At 61.3% G+C, this 17,275-nt stretch carries 20 protein-coding genes and 1 tRNA gene; 11 read left to right on the top strand and 10 right to left on the bottom strand.

Annotation, left to right across the window (positions count from 1 at the left end; all coding sequences use genetic code 11):
* On the bottom strand, window positions 1-336 hold a 336-nt coding region (locus ACMLHZ_RS04395), incomplete at its 3' end, for a nucleotidyltransferase domain-containing protein (RefSeq protein WP_418666583.1).
* Between the two features lie 232 nt (window positions 337-568).
* Here ACMLHZ_RS04395 and ACMLHZ_RS04400 point away from each other — a divergent pair.
* Window positions 569-805, top strand: a complete 237-nt coding sequence (locus ACMLHZ_RS04400) for a helix-turn-helix domain-containing protein (protein ID WP_418666584.1) — start codon at window positions 569-571, stop codon at window positions 803-805.
* A gap of 209 nt (window positions 806-1,014) precedes the next feature.
* On the opposite strand, the gene ACMLHZ_RS04405 is transcribed toward ACMLHZ_RS04400, so the two are convergent.
* The 3 genes from ACMLHZ_RS04405 to ACMLHZ_RS04415 form a co-directional block, all read right to left on the bottom strand.
* Window positions 1,015-1,106 (bottom strand) — tRNA-Ser (locus ACMLHZ_RS04405).
* Between the two features lie 167 nt (window positions 1,107-1,273).
* Window positions 1,274-2,236: a rhodanese-like domain-containing protein gene (locus ACMLHZ_RS04410; protein ID WP_418666585.1), complete on the bottom strand. Its 963-nt coding sequence runs from the start codon at window positions 2,234-2,236 to the stop codon at window positions 1,274-1,276.
* Window positions 2,237-2,317: 81 nt separating this feature from the next.
* The gene (locus ACMLHZ_RS04415; protein ID WP_418666586.1) at window positions 2,318-3,241 is read right to left on the bottom strand and encodes a sulfurtransferase; all 924 of its coding nucleotides are present in this window, start codon (window positions 3,239-3,241) and stop codon (window positions 2,318-2,320) included.
* A gap of 284 nt (window positions 3,242-3,525) precedes the next feature.
* On the opposite strand from ACMLHZ_RS04415, the gene ACMLHZ_RS04420 reads away from it, so the two are divergent.
* On the top strand, window positions 3,526-5,103 hold the full coding sequence (locus tag ACMLHZ_RS04420) for a hypothetical protein (protein ID WP_418666587.1): 1,578 nt from the start codon (window positions 3,526-3,528) through the stop codon (window positions 5,101-5,103).
* 80 nt (window positions 5,104-5,183) lie between these two features.
* Here the strand turns inward: ACMLHZ_RS04420 and ACMLHZ_RS04425 are convergent, their stop codons facing one another.
* The 4 genes from ACMLHZ_RS04425 to ACMLHZ_RS04440 all read right to left on the bottom strand — a co-directional run bounded on the left by ACMLHZ_RS04425 (window position 5,184) and on the right by ACMLHZ_RS04440 (window position 9,052).
* Window positions 5,184-5,939, bottom strand: a complete 756-nt coding sequence (locus tag ACMLHZ_RS04425) for an ABC transporter ATP-binding protein (protein WP_418666588.1) — start codon at window positions 5,937-5,939, stop codon at window positions 5,184-5,186.
* A gap of 14 nt (window positions 5,940-5,953) precedes the next feature.
* Complete coding sequence (locus tag ACMLHZ_RS04430; protein ID WP_418666589.1) at window positions 5,954-6,748, bottom strand: ABC transporter permease; 795 nt, start codon at window positions 6,746-6,748, stop codon at window positions 5,954-5,956.
* Window positions 6,749-6,768: 20 nt separating this feature from the next.
* Window positions 6,769-7,737, bottom strand: coding sequence for an ABC transporter substrate-binding protein (locus tag ACMLHZ_RS04435; RefSeq protein ID WP_418666590.1), 969 nt, complete (start codon window positions 7,735-7,737; stop codon window positions 6,769-6,771).
* A 64-nt stretch (window positions 7,738-7,801) separates the two neighbouring features.
* Entirely contained in the window at window positions 7,802-9,052 is a 1,251-nt protein-coding gene (locus ACMLHZ_RS04440; protein ID WP_418666591.1) for an ATP-grasp domain-containing protein, read from the bottom strand.
* An 82-nt stretch (window positions 9,053-9,134) separates the two neighbouring features.
* Between ACMLHZ_RS04440 and ACMLHZ_RS04445 the strand changes: the two genes are divergently transcribed.
* The gene (locus tag ACMLHZ_RS04445) at window positions 9,135-9,353 is read left to right on the top strand and encodes a sulfurtransferase TusA family protein (RefSeq protein WP_418455006.1); all 219 of its coding nucleotides are present in this window, start codon (window positions 9,135-9,137) and stop codon (window positions 9,351-9,353) included.
* On the opposite strand, the gene ACMLHZ_RS04450 is transcribed toward ACMLHZ_RS04445, so the two are convergent.
* On the bottom strand, window positions 9,350-10,249 hold the full coding sequence (locus tag ACMLHZ_RS04450) for a LysR family transcriptional regulator (protein WP_418666592.1): 900 nt from the start codon (window positions 10,247-10,249) through the stop codon (window positions 9,350-9,352). The two genes, ACMLHZ_RS04445 and ACMLHZ_RS04450, sit on opposite strands and share 4 nt — an antisense overlap.
* A gap of 274 nt (window positions 10,250-10,523) precedes the next feature.
* Between ACMLHZ_RS04450 and ACMLHZ_RS04455 the strand changes: the two genes are divergently transcribed.
* The 5 genes from ACMLHZ_RS04455 (at window position 10,524) to ACMLHZ_RS04475 (ending at window position 14,154) form a co-directional block, all read left to right on the top strand.
* Complete coding sequence (locus tag ACMLHZ_RS04455; RefSeq protein WP_418666593.1) at window positions 10,524-11,267, top strand: YeeE/YedE thiosulfate transporter family protein; 744 nt, start codon at window positions 10,524-10,526, stop codon at window positions 11,265-11,267.
* Window positions 11,268-11,324: 57 nt separating this feature from the next.
* Window positions 11,325-11,552: a sulfurtransferase TusA family protein gene (locus ACMLHZ_RS04460; protein WP_177562719.1), complete on the top strand. Its 228-nt coding sequence runs from the start codon at window positions 11,325-11,327 to the stop codon at window positions 11,550-11,552.
* Between the two features lie 129 nt (window positions 11,553-11,681).
* Window positions 11,682-12,230, top strand: a complete 549-nt coding sequence (locus tag ACMLHZ_RS04465) for a YeeE/YedE thiosulfate transporter family protein (protein ID WP_177562720.1) — start codon at window positions 11,682-11,684, stop codon at window positions 12,228-12,230.
* A gap of 98 nt (window positions 12,231-12,328) precedes the next feature.
* A complete protein-coding gene (locus ACMLHZ_RS04470) occupies window positions 12,329-13,555 on the top strand; it encodes an FAD-dependent oxidoreductase (protein ID WP_418666594.1) in 1,227 nt (408 codons plus the stop codon).
* Window positions 13,556-13,737: 182 nt separating this feature from the next.
* Window positions 13,738-14,154: an RrF2 family transcriptional regulator gene (locus ACMLHZ_RS04475; RefSeq protein WP_418666595.1), complete on the top strand. Its 417-nt coding sequence runs from the start codon at window positions 13,738-13,740 to the stop codon at window positions 14,152-14,154.
* Window positions 14,155-14,215: 61 nt separating this feature from the next.
* Here the strand turns inward: ACMLHZ_RS04475 and ACMLHZ_RS04480 are convergent, their stop codons facing one another.
* Window positions 14,216-14,563: a helix-turn-helix domain-containing protein gene (locus tag ACMLHZ_RS04480; RefSeq protein WP_418666596.1), complete on the bottom strand. Its 348-nt coding sequence runs from the start codon at window positions 14,561-14,563 to the stop codon at window positions 14,216-14,218.
* 303 nt (window positions 14,564-14,866) lie between these two features.
* Here ACMLHZ_RS04480 and ACMLHZ_RS04485 point away from each other — a divergent pair, with 303 nt between their 5' ends.
* From ACMLHZ_RS04485 to ACMLHZ_RS04495, 3 genes are all read left to right on the top strand, one after another.
* Entirely contained in the window at window positions 14,867-16,054 is a 1,188-nt protein-coding gene (locus ACMLHZ_RS04485; protein WP_418666597.1) for a cysteine desulfurase family protein, read from the top strand.
* Window positions 16,041-16,475: a Fe-S cluster assembly scaffold protein NifU gene (gene nifU / locus ACMLHZ_RS04490; RefSeq protein ID WP_418666598.1), complete on the top strand. Its 435-nt coding sequence runs from the start codon at window positions 16,041-16,043 to the stop codon at window positions 16,473-16,475. Before ACMLHZ_RS04485 ends, nifU begins: the two co-directional genes overlap by 14 nt.
* A gap of 220 nt (window positions 16,476-16,695) precedes the next feature.
* Window positions 16,696-17,187, top strand: coding sequence for a YbaK/EbsC family protein (locus tag ACMLHZ_RS04495; RefSeq protein WP_418666599.1), 492 nt, complete (start codon window positions 16,696-16,698; stop codon window positions 17,185-17,187).
* Window positions 17,188-17,275 lie beyond the last annotated feature (88 nt).

Below are 17,275 nucleotides of genomic sequence, written 5' to 3' on the forward strand. Positions count from 1 at the left end.
TCCCGCCAGCGGCCGCAAAAATTCCAGATCGCCCACAACAGGCGCCGTATCCGAATAAAGGGCAAACAGGTCTCCCGGCTCCCAGCCCAGCAGCTCCTCTTTTCCTCCCACAAACCCGCACAGCTTTTCACGGCAGGGCAGCCCGCACACCGCTTCGCGGTACCGTGCGAGGTCGGCCGGGGTCAGCCGGTCCAGCACCAGCACCGCGTCGATGTCGCTCTCCGGCGTGGCTTCGCCCCGCGCCTGGCTGCCCTGCAGGCCCAGGCACACCACCCGGCTTCCGAACGCGGCCTCCACCGTCGCTCTGTATTCCTCCATCCAGGCGTTCAAATCCATCTTTCTCTCCTTTCTCTTGCCGTTCTCCGGGTGCTTTTGTGTGCACCCGAGAATATTGCGAAGCGCTTGCCCTCCGCCAATTCCATGTGCTCGTCGGAGCTCCCGCAGGCTGTCAAGCGGTCCTTTATTGTATATTGCGCGCAATTTTCCGTATTTCCCCATAAAAACGAATTATAGTGCGTTTTATCCTGCCGCCAATTGGGATACGATTCCACTAGAAAGGTGGAATTTTATGTCAATCAGTGTTGCTTTTATGAATGCCGTGACAAGCCAGAGAGAAGCGCTGGGCCTCACGCAGGCCCAGTTGGCTGAAATGTGCGAAATGTCCGAGCGCGGTTATCAAAAGGTGGAGTATGGGGAAGTGATCCCCAACCTGGAAACCGTTGGCCGCATCGCCAACGCGCTGGAGATCAGCCTGGACGCTCTCATGGAACAAACCTACGGCAAGCGTCCCGCAGCGGTGGGATGATCCCCGGCTTCCGGCGGCCTTTCCGCAAATGGCAGGCCGCCGGTTTTTTTATCTTTTATAAAACATCCGTGCCTAAACTTCATGGCGGGAACGACAATCTCCGTGCCAACCCCGACGCTATCTTTTCAAAACTCCCGGCACAAGACTAATTCAAGTGTGTACCTAAGGAGACAGAACCCCCCGCAAACGGCTTGTTTGCGGGGGGTTCTTGGCGGAGCAGCAGGGATTTGAACCCTGGCGGTGCTGTTAACACCCTACGAGATTTCGAGTCACGCCTCTTCGACCACTTGAGTACTGCTCCAACTTTCGTTTCCGGCCAAGCCGCGCGCTTTGTGCGCCCTGCCTGCCGGCACGTGATTTATTATACCAGTTTCGGCGCGCCGCGTCAATCAAAAATCCGCCCCCGGCAAGGCCGGGGGCGGAAAACACAGCGTTCCTTTAAAAGGCGTAACGGCGCAGCGCCCGGGCTCAGCCGGTCACCACTTCACCGCCGATGCCCAGCCAGCCGGACTCGCTCTCGGCGCTGCCCATACCGCCGGACAGGTTGTAGGCCTCGTAGCCCAGCAGCCGCATCACAGCCAGGGTCTGGGAAGCGGTCTGGCCGGTGTAGCAGTAGATGATTACGGGCTTCGCGGTATCGATGGCGGTCAGGCCCTCCTGCATGTTGGCGCCGAAGGGCACGTTGACGGCGCCCGCAATGTGGCCGGCGTCAAAGTCCTTGGCCTGCCGGATGGACAGGATGGTATAGTCCTCGCTCTCGGCCTCCACCAGCTCTTTCAGCTGGTCGGCGGGGAAGTTGAAATACTTGTAGCTGCTGGTCTCCATGTCGGCAAAATACTTGGTCACGGCCTCCTGCATGGCAGGATCCACCTCGTACTCGTCGCCGCTCAGCTCGTTCGCGGTGGTTTCGGTGTAGCTCTCGTAGCCCTCTTCCTTGGAAATACCGTTGTTCCAGCCCTTCTGGATGTTGGTGGCGTATTTGCCCGCCATGTTCAGCAGGGCCACGGTCTGGGAAGATGTCTGGCCGGTGTAGCAGTTCACATACAACTGCACGTCGTCGGGGATCTTGCTCAGGCTCTCGGCCAGGGTGGGCCCAAAGGGAACGTTCACGGCGCCCTTCAGGTGTCCCTCGGCGTAGGCGTCCGGCTGGCGCACATCCAGGATCAGCATCTCCTCGCCGGCGTCCATCTTGGCAAACAGGTCGGCAACGCCGATCATGTGGCCGTCCTCGGGCCAGTTGGCAAAATAGCCCATGGCGGCTTGCTTCACGGTGTCGGTGGCGGCAGCGGGCTCGCTGGCGGGGGTGCTGGCGGCCTGGCTGGCAGGCTGCGAAGCGGGCTGGCTGGCGGGGGCACTGCTGGCGGCGCCTCCGCAGGCGGCCAGGCTCAGGGCCATGGCGGCAGCCATGACCAGTGCAAGGATCTTTTTCATGTGTTTTTACTCCCTCTCTGTTTGTAGTGCGCGGAGCCGCCCCTCTGTTTCAGGGCCGCTCCATTCTTCTGAAACGCCCGGTCAGGACGCGTCCTTATTGGTGGGCGCGGCGGCGCCGGCGGCCATCTCGATGGGGCTGCCGGTGGTGGACCACTCGCTCCAGGCGCCGTCGTAAATCTTCAGGTTTCGGTACCCCGCATCGTACAGGCGCACGAACACGGGCGCGGCGCGCATCGAGGTCTTGCAGTAAATAATAATCTCCTTATCCGGGGTGATGCCCGCCTCGATGTAGTTGATCTGGGTGGTCTGCGTGTTTTTAAAGGTGCCGTCCACATCGTAGAAGTTGGTCAGATAGTTCATCATCACCGAGCCGGGCACCTTGCCCTCCTCGTAGTACTCCTCGTCGCTGCGCACATCCAGCAGAACCACATTGTCCTGGGGATCGTTTACCTGGGCCAGCACGTCCTCCTTGGTGGCGAGCCACTTCTCGTCCTTGGCGGCGGTAAAGCTGCCGGGGGTCACAGCCGGGGTTTCGGTGCTCATGGCAAAGCCGGCGGCGCCAATGGCGTCGATCCCGCCGGACACCACCTTCACGTTCTGGTGGCCGTACATAAACAGGCTCCAGGCCAGCCGCGAGGCGGTCATTTTGTTGCTGTCATACGCCACCACCAGGGTATCGTCCGAGATACCGGCGGCCTGCATGACCTTGGTAAACTTTTTCGCGGAAGTGAGCATATTGTCCACAGGAACGTTGATCACGATCTCGCTGTTTGGCACGTTCACGGCGCCCTGCACATGGCCGGCGGCGTAATCCTCCTCGCTGCGGGTATCCACAATCACCACGCCTGCCTGGCCCACATAGCCCTGCAGGTCTTTCGCGTCGATGATCAGCGTGTCGGTCTGCTCGAATTTTTCGCCGCAGCCGGTGAACAGGGACGCGCCCATGGTAAGTATAAGTACCAATGCCAACAGCCTGGCAATGCCGCTTTTGGAAACCAGACGCATGAGAAACCTCCTTAAACTTTCTTGTTGGGTTTCGGGGATAGTGTAGTAAACCTTTTCAAGCTTGCCGGCACAAAAGTGCTTCACTTCTTTTGCGCGGGGCAATTCCGTTTTTAATCATACTATGGCCGCCCCCCTTTGCGCCATAAGACTTTGTTATATTATATACATTTATTGGATAGTAGATAAAAAATTAACACCCTGCTGTTGTGGCAAAGCCGCCGCAAAAATGCTATAATTTGCCGCAGAAACACCCCCGTAAAGGCTGTAGAAAGGAGGGGGCCGCCGTGCCGGCAGCGCATCGCCCTAAACCGCCCGCCTGGCTGTGGCCGGTTATAACCGGCGCTTATATCCTGGCCTGGGGCGCTGTGAACCTGGGCTTTCTCACCTGCTTCCCTTTTGTCCACAGCGACGAAGCGTGGCTCGCGGGCCTTGCCCGCAACATCTGGCAGAGCGGCAGTCCCGCCGTAACCGAAACCTTTTTTGATCTCAAGCCCCGCTGGCCCCACGGCATCAAAATGGCCTTTCATGGGCTGCAGATTCTTGCCATCCGCCTGGGCGGCTACAATGTTTTTTCCGTGCGGGTGCTCAGCCTGCTGGCGGGCTGCGCTGTGCTGGCCCTCTTTTTTGTGGCTGCGCGGCGGCTCACCGGCAGCGGGCTGGCCTCCTGGGGCGCCGTGGCCGCCCTCTCGCTGGACGTACAGTTTATCAACGCGGCCCACATGGCCCGGCAGGAAATTTTTATTCTCCTGTTCATGGCGGCCTGCCTTGCAATCCTCTGCCGCGAGGGCCCGCTCTCCACAGGGCATATCCTGCTGCTGGCGGTGTTCACCGGGGCGGCGGTCTGGTTCCACCCCAACAGTTTTCTGGCGGCCTGCCTGTGCGGGGGGGCGCTTTTGGTTCGCTGGGCCTTCAGGCAGGCCAGCCTGAAGCAGCTGGCCCTTTATGTGGCCCTCACCGGCGCGCTGGCCGGGGCGGTGGTTGCCTTCTGCTTCTGGCTCGACCCCCGGTTCCCGGTGCATTACATGATGTACGGGCAGGGCGAATTCGATCTGCTGGTCCCGGTCACAAGCAAGCTGGGTCAGCTGGGGGGCTATTTCAGCCGGCTGTGGAACCAGTTCAGCGGCACCTACTACCTGCCCAACATCCGGGTCCAGCTGGTTCTGTTCTGCCTGGCGGCCGTGCTGGCGGGCTTTTTTGCGCTGGTGATGCACAGGGAACAGCCCGGCCCGGCAGCCCAGGCCCTGAGCCTGCTGGCCGGGGCCGGGGGGCTTTTGTGCGGCATGGTGCTGATTGGGCGCTACAGCCAGACCAGCATCGTATTTTTCTTTTTGCCCGGCTGGCTGCTGGTCCTGTTCTGCTGCAGGCTCTTGGGCGAATGGGCCGCGCGGCTCGCCCCCTTTGCCCTGGCGGGGCTGATGCTGGCGCTCTCGGTGTGGCAGATCGCCCCCTGGCTGAATGTGCGCTATGCCGATTACCTGGCCCGGATCGGCCAGTACGTGCAGCCCGGCAGCCGGGTGCTGGGCAATCTGAACGCCGAGTTCTATTTTGAAAACGGCGTGTTTTTCGATTACCGCAACCTGCCCTACCTGGCTGAACACGGCCTCACTCTGGCGGACTATGTTCACAAAAACAACATCGAATACATCCTGTATTACGACGAGCTGGACCTCATCTGGCAAAACCGCCCGGCCTACAACGCCCTGTACGGCGTGCCGGACGATTTCTATCCCCAGCTCAAGGCCTTCTGCGCCGGGCAGTGCACCCCCGTGGGCAGCTTTTTTGATCCCTGGTACGCAGTTCGCATCCAGGCCGAGCAGGGCAGGGGCGAGTGGGGCCGGGTCACTGTGTACCGGGTAAATTGAACGTTTGCCCTACACCTTTTATTTGCGCAAAAGCCCGGGCCTGCAACCAGGCCCGGGCTTTTTTGTTTGACTTCAACATATTAAAAACCCTGCTCTTGCGGGGCAGGCGGCTCTTCCCCTTTTGCCAGCAGTCCTTCCAGCCGCGCGCGCAGCGCCTCGCTGTGGTCGCAGGGCAAAACCTCGGTAAAGCGGTGCAGCCCCTCGTCCAGCACGGCGATCCGGTCCGCCAGACGCACCGCCTCGCCGATGTCGTGGGTCACGAACAGCACGGTGGGGCGGTACTCGGCGCACAGCTTTTCCAGGGTCGCCTGGGCCTCGCCGCGGGTGAGGTAATCCAGGCTGGAAAACGGCTCGTCCATCAGCAGCACCCGGGGGCGCAGCGCCAGTGCACGGGCCAGGGCCCCCCTCTGCTTCTGCCCGCCGGACAGGGTGTGCGGCCACCGGTCCTCAAATCCGGAAAGCCCGGTTTTCGCCAGCATTTCCTTTGCCCGCAGCGCGGCCTTTTTCCGGTCCGGTTCGGCGCCGGTGCGGCGCAGGGCCCACTCGATGTTGCCCCGCAGGGTGTACCAGGGCAGCAGCTGGTCAAAATTCTGGAACACCATCGTGCGCTCCGGGCCGGGGCCGCTCACCGGCGTGCCGTCCAGCAGCACCCTGCCCGCGGTGGGCTGCAAAAAGCCCCCCACAATGCGCAGCAGCGTGCTTTTGCCCCCGCCCGAGCGGCCCAGCACCGCCATAAATTCCCCATTCGCCACCTGCAGGCTACATTCCCGCAGCACCGCTGTGGGCGCGCCGCCGGGGGCGGGGAACGCCATGTCCACCTGTTCGATCTGCAGCATTGCGCACTCCTCCTTCACGGCTGGGCCATGCCCCATTTTTTAATGGTGCGCTTTTCCAGCTGGGCAAACAGCACGTCCTCCACCAGCACGCCGATCACCACCACCACCACAATGCCCGCAAACAGGCCGGCGGTGTTCATAAAGGTGCGCTGGGTCAGGATGTACCACCCCACGCCGCCCTTGGCGCCCACCGCGCCGAACACCATCTCGGCGCTGATCAGGCTTCGCCAGGCGCGCGCCCAGCCGATCTTCAGCCCGCTCAAAATATACGAGAGGGCGCTTTTCACCCGTATTTCCCAGGTGATGGCGGCCGTGGACAGACCGTAATTTTTCGCCAGGTCCAGGTAGATGGCCGGGGTGGCCCGAAAGCCCGCCGTCAGGTTCAGCAGCAGCGGCCACAGCACCGAGTGCACAATGATCGCCAGCACCGTCCCGCTGCCCACCCCGAACCACATAATCAGCAGGGGCAGCAGCGCAAGGCCTGGCAGGGGGTGGGCAATGGCGGTAACGGTATCCACAAAGCTGGCAGCCACGGGCCAGCGCACGCTGGCCAGCGCCAAAAGGAAAGCCAGCGCGCCCCCGATCACCAGCCCCTCCAAAATAATCCACACGCTGTAGGCGGCCTGCCAGGCAAGGTCCCCCTGCGCAAGGCCCTTCCACAGGGTGGCCGCCACCTCCTCCACACTTGGGAACAGCATGGGCGAAACGTCCAGCACTTTTACAGCAATTTCCCACACCGCCAGCAGCGCCGCCACCCAGAACAGGCGCGCGCCGCCCTTGTTCTTTTTCAGCATCTCCGCAAATTTCAAGGGGCGCCTCCTGTCTGCCGTTACTGGTATTTCACATTGGGAAAAGCCAGCTCCTCCATGGTGAGCTGTTTATCCACAAAGCCCATCTCATACATGGCCTGGGCAAACTTCTCCACCCCCAGCAGCTCGGTATTGTAAATGCAGCCGTTGTAGTCCATCTGCTCTTTCAGCTCCTGCTCGGTGATGCCGTACACCGGGGCCAGCTGGGCCGCAGCCTCGTCCATGTGGCCGTTGATGTAGTCCACGCTCTCCTGCAAAGCGCTCAAAAACGCCTCATACAGCGCGGGATAATCCTTATAAAACCGCTCCATCGCCACACCGCTGATCATGGTGAACGGCCCGCCCATCAGCTCGGTGCCCTCATACAGGATATGGGCGCCGTTTTCCAGTTCTTTTTGCAGGTAGGGCGGGGTCGACACGTCCCCCACGATCTCGGTGCCGCTGATCAGCGCGTTCGCCGCGTCCGGCAGGCTCATGGCCACCAGCTGGTTGTCCAGCGCGCGGCCGTCGCCCAGCTCCTGCCTCGCCGCCATGCACAGCAGCACGTGCTGGGTGCAGGCGGGCGAGATCACCGCGATCCGGTCGGTGGGCAAAAAGTCCGCCAGCCGCTTTACCTCCGGCTTTGTGGTGGTAATGGCCACCTGGTTGCGGGAAATGCCGGTGGCGTATTTCCACTCCATGCCGCCCGCCGCCCCCACAATCACCGGGGCCACGCCCATAAAGCCAAAATCCACGTCACCCGCCAGCATCGCCTCCCGAATGGCCGTGGGCCCGCCGAACTGCTGCCAGTTCGCGGTCACGCCCTCGGGCAGATATTTGTCCAGAATGCCGTTTGCCTTCATGATCTCCAGCGGCGCATAGGCCACCCCGAACTGCTGGGCAATGTTCAAGGTGGTCTTTTGCTCTGCGCCGCAGCCCGTCAGGGCCAGCGCGGGCACGCACGCCAGGGCCAGCGCCGCCAGGCGGCTTTTCCATTTGGTTTTCAACATGTATGTTCCTCTCCCGTTTAAAACTTTCGCGCATCGGCGGCGCGCAGGGCCAGGGGGCCGCGCTTTACAGCGCCGCGCCGGCAAAAACGTCCGTTCGCTGCACCAGCTCCCGCCCCGCTTCGTCCCGGGCATACAGCGCCCTGTAAAAGGCAGCCAACCGCCCGCGCACCGTGCCCGCCGGCCCGGCCACCACGGCCCAGCCATACCGGGCGGTGGCATTTTCCACCGCCTCCAGCCGGTCGCCGGGGCGGTAATTGTAGCCCGCCTCCAAAACCCCCGGCAGGCGTTTCAGCTCTTGCAGCGGGGTTTGCCCAGCCAAAAAGCCGGGGCGGCAGAACAGCAGCGGAACCGCCGCCTCTTTTTGAACGCCGGTGCAGTCGAACCCCCGCAGGGGCGCAGTGTCCACCGGGCGGCCCAGGCACTGGTCGATCACCGCCCCCAAAATATCGAACCCGGTCAGGTAGGGGATGGTCACGTCCTCAAACGCGCCCCCCACCCGGCAGGCAACCTCGTTCACCAGAATGCCCCCGGCCCCCACCAGCACCTGCACGTACAGCGGACCCGCCTCAATGCCGAACGCCGCGCAGATGCGCTGGCACAGCCCGTCCAGCTCTGTGGCGCGGTCCATGTGTACCGAGGGGAAGCGGTGCCCGGTGCATACCCCGATGTGCACCGGGTCATCGTACAGCAGCCGGTCGGTCACCGTCAGCAGGGTGGCGCGCCCCTGTTCCACCCAGGCGGAAACGGTCACCTCGTCGCTGGGGTAAAATTCCTCCACCAGCGCCTCCTTCTCCCTGCTCCAGCGCAGCGTTTCCGGCAGCTTTTCCAGCGCACCGCCGGCGCTTTGCACCTTAAAGATTCCCCGCTGGCCCTGGCTGTCCAGGGGTTTGATCACCAGGGGGGGCCGCAGCCCCCGCAGCTCCTCCGGCCCGGTGGCCGCGCTCACCAGCTTCCACCTCACCGTGGGGATGCCCGCGGCGCGAAAGACCCCCTTCATCACCCGCTTGTTGGTCACCGCCAGGGCGGTGCGCGGCGTGATGGGGCAGGCCAGGCCCAGCGCCTCGCTCACCGCGGCGGCGGTCAGCACCGGCTGGTCGGTGCCCAGGGTGAACACCCCGTCCGCCCTGTGCTGCCTGGCCGCCGCCAGGCAGGCGGCGGTATCAAAGCTGCTGGCCCGCACATGCGCGGCGGCCAGGCGGGCGGCCGGCGGGTCGGGCAGGTAATCCGCCACCACCACGTTAAGGCCCTTTTCACGGGCCTTGGCGGCGCCGTTTTTCTGGCATCCGCCGCCGCCCAAAAGCAATACCGTTTTCATGTTGCCGCCTTCCTTTTTTGCCCCCGCTATGCGCCGGGCCAAAAAGCGTGTATAATCAAAAGAAAAAACGGAGGTCCCCGCCATGAAAGAGATGGACTGCCTGGGCGACATGTGCCCGGTGCCCCTGATGAAGCTTCAGCAGTGCGACGATTTACAAAACAGCGGCGACAGTGTGCGCTTGGTCACCGACCACAGCTGCACCTGCGAATCCGTGCAGAACTATTGCCGCCAAAAAAGGCTGCTCTGCCGGGTGGTGGAACCCATGCCCGGCATTTGGGAGCTGGAGATCACAAAACCCTAGCAAATGCTGCGCTTCACCGTATTCTCAAAGTACTTGATAATGGCGTACACCCCGTCGTTGCCCACGTCTTCCTTGCTGCGGTAGATGCTGTACACATCGTAATTCAAATCGAAGTCCTGCACCTGCACCACCTTCAGCTGCTTTTGGTAGATCTCCTTTTTAATGGCCATGTAGGGCAAAAACGCCATGCCGAACTGGTTGATCACGCTGCTCTTCACGCTTTCGGTGGAATCCAGGTGATACAGCACCCGGTACTCCGAGATATCGTGCCCGCGTGCCTTTAAGTATTTCAGCAGCAGCCGGTACGAGCTGAAGGTTTCGCTCAGCAGCACCAGCGGATACTTTTTCAGGCTTTCCAGCGCGATGGTCTCGGGCACATTATAAGAGCTGTTGGCCACAAGATACACTTTATCGGAAAAAGCCTCGGTGCAGAAAAGCCCCGGGGCTTCGGTTTTGTCCACAATGAACCCCATGTCCGCCTCGCCGGCCTGCACCTTGTGGATCACCTCGCTGGAGGGCGCGCCAACCAGGCTGAAATTGTACGAGGGGAACTTGTAATTCACCTTAAACAGGCTGCAGGGCAGCGCATAGTTTGCCGCCACCGGCGTGGCCGCCACCCGAAAGGTGCCGGTGCGGGTGGAAAGGTTGTTCATATCCTCCCGGAAATTGTCGTAAATGTGGATGAACTGGGCCGCGTACCGCTGCATCACCTGCCCTGCCTCGGTCAGCTCAATGCCCCGGTTGGAGCGCTCGAACAGCTTTTGCCCCACCTCTTCTTCCAGGCGCTGCATCTGCTGGCTCAGCGCCGGCTGGGAGATGTGGCTCGCCTGCGCCACCCGTGAAATGCTTTTTTCCTCGGCGATTTTGGAAAAAAGCATAATGTGTTCCAGCTGCATGGCCGTGACCCCTCCCATTGTGTTTCATTATAAGGCCCGCCGCGCTTGCTGCGCCCTTGCCGGGGCGGTTTCGCGCCAAACTGCGGGTTTCGACCTATCCATTATACAGTTTTCTGTTAAATTTGCAACAATCCAGGGCGGCTGTCATAGCCAAAACGTTATAACAATTTGTTATGCAGCATAATCGCATTCGATAATCAAAAAATTAACAACATGCTATAATGGTCTTTGTAGTAAACCGCAAACATCCAAAATCTATGAGGAGGTGCAGAATATGCCTGACACGAATCCCACTTCCGGTGCCACCGCTGCGCCGGCAGCCGGCTCCACTTCGTCCATCCGGCGTTCTTCTGCGGCAGGCGGGCGAGCCCGCAAAAAAAAGAAGAACCAGCTGCCCATCGGCGTTCTGGTGTTTGTGCTGATCGTGGTCGTTGCCGTTCTGCTCAACACGTTCTTATCTTCCAGCCTGGCGCTGTTCTGGGTCTTCGGCTGCTGCTTCGGGTTTATCCTGCAAAAGTCGCGTTTTTGCTTCACCGCGTCTTTGCGTGACCCCTGCATCACCGGCTCCACCTCGGTCACCCGCGCCGTGCTCATCGCCTTCGCCATCACCAGCATCGGTTTCTGGGCCATCAAGTACGGCAGCTTTTTGACCACCGGCTCCATCCCCGGCCAAAGCTACGTCATGCCCATCAGCCTGGCCACTGTGGTGGGCGGCGTAATGTTCGGCATCGGCATGGTCATCGCCGGCGGCTGTGCGTCCGGCACCCTGATGCGGGTGGGCGAGGGCTTCGGCATGCAGATGCTCAGCCTTTTGTTCTTTGTGATCGGCTCCCTCATCGGCGCCAGCCACATGGGCTGGTGGACCGTGAATTTCATCGCGGGGGCGCCCCGCATCTTCCTGCCCGACGTGTTCGGCTGGTTCGGCTCCATCCTGGTGCAGCTGCTGCTCATTGCCGCGCTGTACTTCGCCGCCGAAAAGTACGAAAAAAAGCGTATGGGCATCACCGACGACGAGTGATTTTGCATCCGCAATTTCTCTTTTTCACAAATCAATTTATTTTAGGAGGACTTTACAATGGCTGAATTTTCTTTGGATTGCCTGGGCGAGGCCTGCCCTGTACCCCTGATGAAGACCCAGAAAGAAATCGAGAAGCTGGGCGTGGGCGATGTGCTGATCGTAAACATCGACCACAGCTGCGCCATGAAGAACATCCCCGAGTGGGCCCGCAACCAGGGTTACAACGTGGAAGTGGAAGAAGTTGACGACGGCGAGTGGGAAGTTGTGATCGAAAAGACCAAATAAGGTCTTTTTACCCCCCTTGCTGAATGCGCCGACCTCCAGCCGCCCGGCGCGGCGCCGGGCGGTTTTTCAGAAAAATATTTTATCGCAGACCAACAAAATTGTGAAAAGAAAGGCGGGTGCAAAGTTACAATGAAAGCTTTTTGGGAAAAGATCGCAAAGAACCCTACTTACAAAAAGATCTTCAAAAATCCTTTCACCTATGTAACTGGCGCTGTGCTTCTGTCCGTCTTCCAAATTGCCCTGTTCGCTGTTTCCGGCAACCCCTGGGGTGTGTCCGGCACGTTTGCGAACTGGGGCGCCTGGCTGTACCGCCTGGTGGGCGGCAGCGTGGATAAGTGGTATTACTTCTCCTCCACAGGCGCGCAGAGCACTTTGAACGCAGGTTTTTTGAACCACACCGGCTCCTGGCTGGACGTGGGCATCATCGTCGGCGCGCTGCTGGCGGCCCTTTTGGCCTCGCAGTGGAAATTCAAAAAGATCAAGTCCCTCCGCCAGGTGGTCGCGGCCATCCTGGGCGGCCTGCTGATGGGCTACGGCGCCCGGCTTGCCGGCGGCTGCAACATCGGTGCGCTGTACAGCAGCATTGCCTCGCTGTCGGTTTCCGGCTGGGTCTTTGCCATCTTCCTGTTTGTGGGCGCCTTCATCGGCTCCAAACTGCTGGCGAAATATTTCATGTAACAGCGGCAAAAAGGGGCTCTGGCAGGTTCAGGGCCTCTTTTCTTGTGCGTTTAATAATTTTTTGACAAACCATCCTACATACAGAGGGAACAAACACAATGGAAAAAAAAGTTGAACAATTCGACGTGGTCATCATCGGCGGCGGCGCCGCCGGCCTCACCGCGGCCATCTACTGCGGCCGCGCCCGCCTGAACACCCTGGTCATCGAAAAGGCCCTGGTGGGCGGCCTTGCCACCTACACCAACGAGATCGCCAATTACCCCGGCTTCCCCGAGGGCAGCACCGGCCTCGGGCTGATGGAGCTGTTCCACAAGCAGGCCAAAAACTTCGGCGTCAAATTCAAGCTCACCGACGTGCGCGCCGTGCAGCTGGAGGGCGACACCAAGGTGGTCGAGACCTTCCGCACCAACTACGAGTGCAAGGCCGTGATCATCGCCTCGGGCGGCAAAAACCGCCTCACCGGCGCCCCTGGCGAGGATAAATACCTCTTCGACAAGGGCATCTCCTTCTGCGCCACCTGCGACGCCGCCGCCAACACCGGCAAGACCGTCATGGTCATCGGCTCGGGCGACGCCGCCATCGAGGAGGGCATGTTCCTCACCAAATTCGCCTCCAGGGTCATCGTCAGCGTCATGCACGACGAGGGCAAGATGGACTGCAACGAGATCGCCAAGGCCGAGGCCATGGAAAACCCCAAGATGGAGTTTTTGTGGAACACCCTTCCCCACGAGTTCCGGGGCGACGAGCAGCACCTGCACAGCGTGGCCCTGAAAAACACCAAGACCGGTGAAATTCTGGACGTCCCGGTCGACACCTGCTTCCTCTTCATCGGCTATGTGCCCAACACCGAGATCTTCCAGGGCAAGGTCGCGCTGAACAAGCCCGGCTACGTGATCACCAACGAGCGCATGGAGACCAACATCCCCGGCGTCTACGCCGCGGGCGACGTGCGCGACAAGTGGCTCAAACAGGTGGCCACCGCCGTGGGCGACGGTGCCATCGCCGGCTACACCGCCGAAAAATACATCGCCGAGACCAATCAGTTCAACACCCAGATCATGGACGCCGCGGCCCCGGGCCTTGTCTACATCTACAACGCGGTGGTACCCGCCAGCCGCGAGCTGCTGCCCCTGGTGGAGCAGTTCGAAGAAAAGCACCCCGAGGTGCGGGTAAACCGGGTGGACGTGTACAAAAGCGAGGGCATTGCCCGCCGCCTGGGCGTGGCCGAGATCCCCGCGGCCGTCTACATCAAAGAAGGCAAGGTCGCCGGCGCGCTCACCGGCACCGTCACCCTCGAGAGCCTCGAGGCCCTCACCGAGCGCTGAAACGCCAACCCAACTGATTTTTTCAGTTTCCCATTCTCTCAAACCCAAAAGGGGCCCTCTTCGGAGGGCCCCTTTTGGGTGCAAAAACCATATCCCGCTTGAATTCCTATAAACCCTGTGGCATAATAGGTTTATCGGGCGGCCCGCCGGGCCGCTGCGGAAAAGGGAAGGGGGCAGCCCGCATGATCGTTTCCACCAAGGGCCGCTACGCGCTGCGGGTCATGATCGACCTGGCCCAGCAGCCGCCGGGCCAGTACGTGCCGCTCAAAGAGATCGCCCACCGGCAGGGCATCTCCATGAAATACCTCGAGGCCATCGTGGCCGCGCTGGCAAAGGCCGGCTTTGTGGCCGGGCTGCGGGGCAAGGGCGGCGGCTACCGCCTCACCCGCGACCCCGCCCAGTACACCGCCGGCTCCATCCTCGAGCTCACCGAAAAGACCCTGGCCCCGGTCTCCTGCATGGAAAAGGGCGCGCCGCCCTGCCGGCGCGCGGCGCAGTGCCCCACCCGCGCCCTGTGGGCCGGCCTCGACCAGCTGATCCAGGGTTATTTTGCCTCCGTCACCCTGGCGGATCTGGCAAACGGCGCGGTTCAGGTATAGGCCGCGCGCCCCCCATCGTCCAACTGTTTCGCCCGCCCCTTGGGGCGGGCGCTTTTTGTAATCAAATACAGCCGTTTTCTTGATCGGCCATCACGTTAATGACGCGAAAGATCCGCTCCCGCTCCTCCGGCGGTAAATTCTGCAATTTGTCATCCAGCTCTGTCTCCCGGATTTTAAAACCGCATTCCAAAACATCTTGAAGCACCAGGTCGGCGGACGTTCCCAGCGCTCCTAATATATTCACTAGGACCTCGAGGCTCGGCGCGCGAACACCGCGTTCAATCGTTGAAATCGTGCTCACGGTCACCTCGATTGCCTCCGCCAATTCACTTTGGCTGAATCCCGCTTTTTTCCGCGCCTCTTTGATCCTTCCGCCTATTTTCTTTTTGTCCCTATTAAAAAAATTCATAACCAAGCCCACCTGTCAGCGTTGTAAAGGCACTTAATATGATAAGTTATATCCACTCATTTGAAAACAAGCCAATAAGATCAATAAAACTCTAACAGAGTTGCTTTCAGGGATAGAAGCACACCATTTTCAAGCCGCATATCATAAATGCAGCCACGTTTTCCCCGTCCCGCTCCCGCTTTTCCCCGAGCGGGCGTATTTTTTTGATCAATATTCCTATTGACAAGATAGGTTTATCTGCATATAATAAAGCTATAAACCCATCAAACAACTAGGTTTACTGAACGGAAGGGGAATTCACCAATGATCTACGCGGATAACGCAGCCACCACCCGGGTCAGCGAGGCCGCCCGCCGGGCCATGATGGCCGCCATGGAAGAGAGCTGGGGCAACCCCTCCAGCCTGTATGCCTTCGGCCAGCGGGCCGAAGAGGCCCTCAGCCGCGCCCGCGCCCAGATCGCCGGCTGCCTGAACGCCCAGCCTGGCGAACTGGTGTTCACCTCCGGCGGCAGCGAGGCCGACAACCAGGCCCTGCGCAGCGCGGCCCGCACCGGGGCGCGCCAGGGCAAAAAACACATCATCTCCACCAAATTCGAGCATCACGCCATCCTGCACACCCTGCGCGCCCTCGAAGCCGAGGGCTTCGAGGTCACCCTGCTGGACGTGCACGCGGACGGCCTGGTCCGCCCGGAGGAGCTCAAGTCCGCCCTCCGTCCCGACACCGCCCTGGTCAGCGTCATGTTCGCCAACAACGAGATCGGCACCATCCAGCCCATTGCCCAGCTGGCGGCCCTCTGCCGCGCCGCCGGGGTGCTTTTTCACACCGACGCGGTGCAGGCGGTGGGCCATCTACCCGTGGACGTAAAGGCCCTGGGGGTCGACATGCTGTCCTTTTCCGCCCACAAGTTCCACGGCCCCAAGGGCGTGGGCGCGCTGTACGTGCGGCGGGGCGTGCCCCTCGTCCCCTTCATCGAGGGCGGCGCGCAGGAGCGGGGCAAGCGCGCGGGCACCGAGAACCTGCCCGGTGTCGCGGGCATGGCCGCGGCCCTTGAAGAGTCCTGCCGCTGCCTGGCGCAGAACGCCGCCTATGTGAGCGGCCTGCGCGACCGGCTCATCCAGGGCCTCTCCCAGGTGCCCCACGCGGCGCTCAACGGCGCGGCCAGCCCCCGCCTGCCGGGCAACGTGAATTTCTGCTTCGAGGGCATCGAGGGCGAAAGCCTGCTGCTTTTGCTGGACGAAAAGGGCATCGCGGCCAGCTCGGGCTCGGCCTGTACCTCCGGCTCGCTGGACCCCAGCCATGTGCTGCTGGCCATCGGCCGCCCCCACGAGGTGGCCCACGGCTCGCTGCGCCTCACCCTGAACGAGGAGAACACCCAGGCGGACGTGGACGAAATTTTGCGGGCGGTGCCCCAGGTGGTTGGCTACCTGCGGGAAATTTCGCCCGTGTGGGACGAATTACAGAAGGGAGAAAAGCAATATGTTATACAGTGAAAAGGTCATGGACCACTTTCAGCATCCCCGCAACCTGGGCAAGATGGAGGACGCCGACGGCATCGGCGAGGTGGGCAACGCCAAATGCGGCGACATCATGCGCATGTATATCAAGGTAAAAGACGGGGTCATCACCGACGTAAAGTTCAACACCTTCGGCTGCGGGTCGGCCATCGCCACCAGCAGCATGGCCACCGAGATGATCAAGGGCAAGCCCATTGAAGAGGCGCTCACCCTCTCCAACAAGGCGGTGGTGGAGGCGCTGGACGGCCTGCCCCCCCACAAGATCCACTGCTCGGTGCTGGCCGAGGAGGCGGTCAAGGCTGCCGTGAAGGATTATTACGACAAGCATGGCATCGCCTACGACCCGGACGCGCTCTGCACCGGCGGCTGCGCCTGCTGCCACGCCCACGACGCCTGATTCCTCCGCGCCTTTTTATTGCTCCGCAGCAGAAGATCTTCTCCAAAAGCACCCGGCCCTCGCCGCTGCCGCGGCGGCCGGCTGAAATACATAAAAAAGCCGGCGGAAAATTTCCGCTGGCTTTTTTTGCTTTCCGGTGTTATACTTTATTGCAATATTTTACAAAAGCATATGGATGCGGGGCAGCCTGCGCCCGCACTGAAAAGGGAGTGAACAAACCATGAGTTTCGAGCGTGCAAAAACCCATCTGGAGCAGTTCGGCCTGGCCGGTCGCATTTTGGAGTTCGGGGTGTCCAGCGCCACGGTGGAGCTGGCGGCGGCAGCGGTGGGGTGCGAGCCCGCCCGCATCGCCAAAAGCCTGTCCTTTCTGCTGCCCTCCGGCCCCATTCTGGTGGTGGCGGCAGGCGACGCCAAGGTCGACAACACCCGCTACAAGGCCCAATTTTCCACCAAGGCCAAAATGCTCCCCGCCGAGCAGGTTGAACCCCTTATTGGCCACGGGGTAGGGGGCGTGTGCCCCTTTGGGGTGGAGCCGGGGGTAAAGGTATATCTGGATGAATCGCTGCGCCGCTTCCCGCTGGTCTATCCGGCGGCAGGCACCGCGGCCAGCGCGGTGGGGCTCACCCTGCCCGAGTTGGAGGCCGCCTCCGGCGCAATCGGCTGGGTGGACGTGTGCAAAGGCTGGCGCCCCGAAGAACGGCAGCCCGGCTGAGCGCCTGCGCGCCCCGCTTCTTGGGCCGTGCGCTCCTTAAAATCACCATGCGGCGCCCCGGCAATGCCCAGATGGGCCGTTTGCCGGG

Source organism: Allofournierella sp., assembly GCF_048388525.1.
Classification (GTDB): Bacteria; Bacillota; Clostridia; order Oscillospirales; family Ruminococcaceae; genus BQOK01.

What these genes read in the sequence shown, in the direction of transcription:
- ACMLHZ_RS04445 (WP_418455006.1), top strand. Translation starts at nt 9,135, where the DNA reads ATGAAAGAGATGGACTGCCTGGGCGACATGTGCCCGGTGCCCCTGATG.
- ACMLHZ_RS04435 (WP_418666590.1), bottom strand. Translation starts at nt 7,737, where the DNA reads ATGTTGAAAACCAAATGGAAAAGCCGCCTGGCGGCGCTGGCCCTGGCG.
- nifU (WP_418666598.1), top strand. Translation starts at nt 16,041, where the DNA reads ATGTTATACAGTGAAAAGGTCATGGACCACTTTCAGCATCCCCGCAAC.
- ACMLHZ_RS04495 (WP_418666599.1), top strand. Translation starts at nt 16,696, where the DNA reads ATGAGTTTCGAGCGTGCAAAAACCCATCTGGAGCAGTTCGGCCTGGCC.
- ACMLHZ_RS04470 (WP_418666594.1), top strand. Translation starts at nt 12,329, where the DNA reads ATGGAAAAAAAAGTTGAACAATTCGACGTGGTCATCATCGGCGGCGGC.
- ACMLHZ_RS04450 (WP_418666592.1), bottom strand. Translation starts at nt 10,249, where the DNA reads ATGCAGCTGGAACACATTATGCTTTTTTCCAAAATCGCCGAGGAAAAA.
- ACMLHZ_RS04460 (WP_177562719.1), top strand. Translation starts at nt 11,325, where the DNA reads ATGGCTGAATTTTCTTTGGATTGCCTGGGCGAGGCCTGCCCTGTACCC.
- ACMLHZ_RS04465 (WP_177562720.1), top strand. Translation starts at nt 11,682, where the DNA reads ATGAAAGCTTTTTGGGAAAAGATCGCAAAGAACCCTACTTACAAAAAG.
- ACMLHZ_RS04440 (WP_418666591.1), bottom strand. Translation starts at nt 9,052, where the DNA reads ATGAAAACGGTATTGCTTTTGGGCGGCGGCGGATGCCAGAAAAACGGC.
- ACMLHZ_RS04485 (WP_418666597.1), top strand. Translation starts at nt 14,867, where the DNA reads ATGATCTACGCGGATAACGCAGCCACCACCCGGGTCAGCGAGGCCGCC.
- ACMLHZ_RS04480 (WP_418666596.1), bottom strand. Translation starts at nt 14,563, where the DNA reads ATGAATTTTTTTAATAGGGACAAAAAGAAAATAGGCGGAAGGATCAAA.
- ACMLHZ_RS04415 (WP_418666586.1), bottom strand. Translation starts at nt 3,241, where the DNA reads ATGCGTCTGGTTTCCAAAAGCGGCATTGCCAGGCTGTTGGCATTGGTA.
- ACMLHZ_RS04475 (WP_418666595.1), top strand. Translation starts at nt 13,738, where the DNA reads ATGATCGTTTCCACCAAGGGCCGCTACGCGCTGCGGGTCATGATCGAC.
- ACMLHZ_RS04410 (WP_418666585.1), bottom strand. Translation starts at nt 2,236, where the DNA reads ATGAAAAAGATCCTTGCACTGGTCATGGCTGCCGCCATGGCCCTGAGC.
- ACMLHZ_RS04455 (WP_418666593.1), top strand. Translation starts at nt 10,524, where the DNA reads ATGCCTGACACGAATCCCACTTCCGGTGCCACCGCTGCGCCGGCAGCC.
- ACMLHZ_RS04425 (WP_418666588.1), bottom strand. Translation starts at nt 5,939, where the DNA reads ATGCTGCAGATCGAACAGGTGGACATGGCGTTCCCCGCCCCCGGCGGC.
- ACMLHZ_RS04400 (WP_418666584.1), top strand. Translation starts at nt 569, where the DNA reads ATGTCAATCAGTGTTGCTTTTATGAATGCCGTGACAAGCCAGAGAGAA.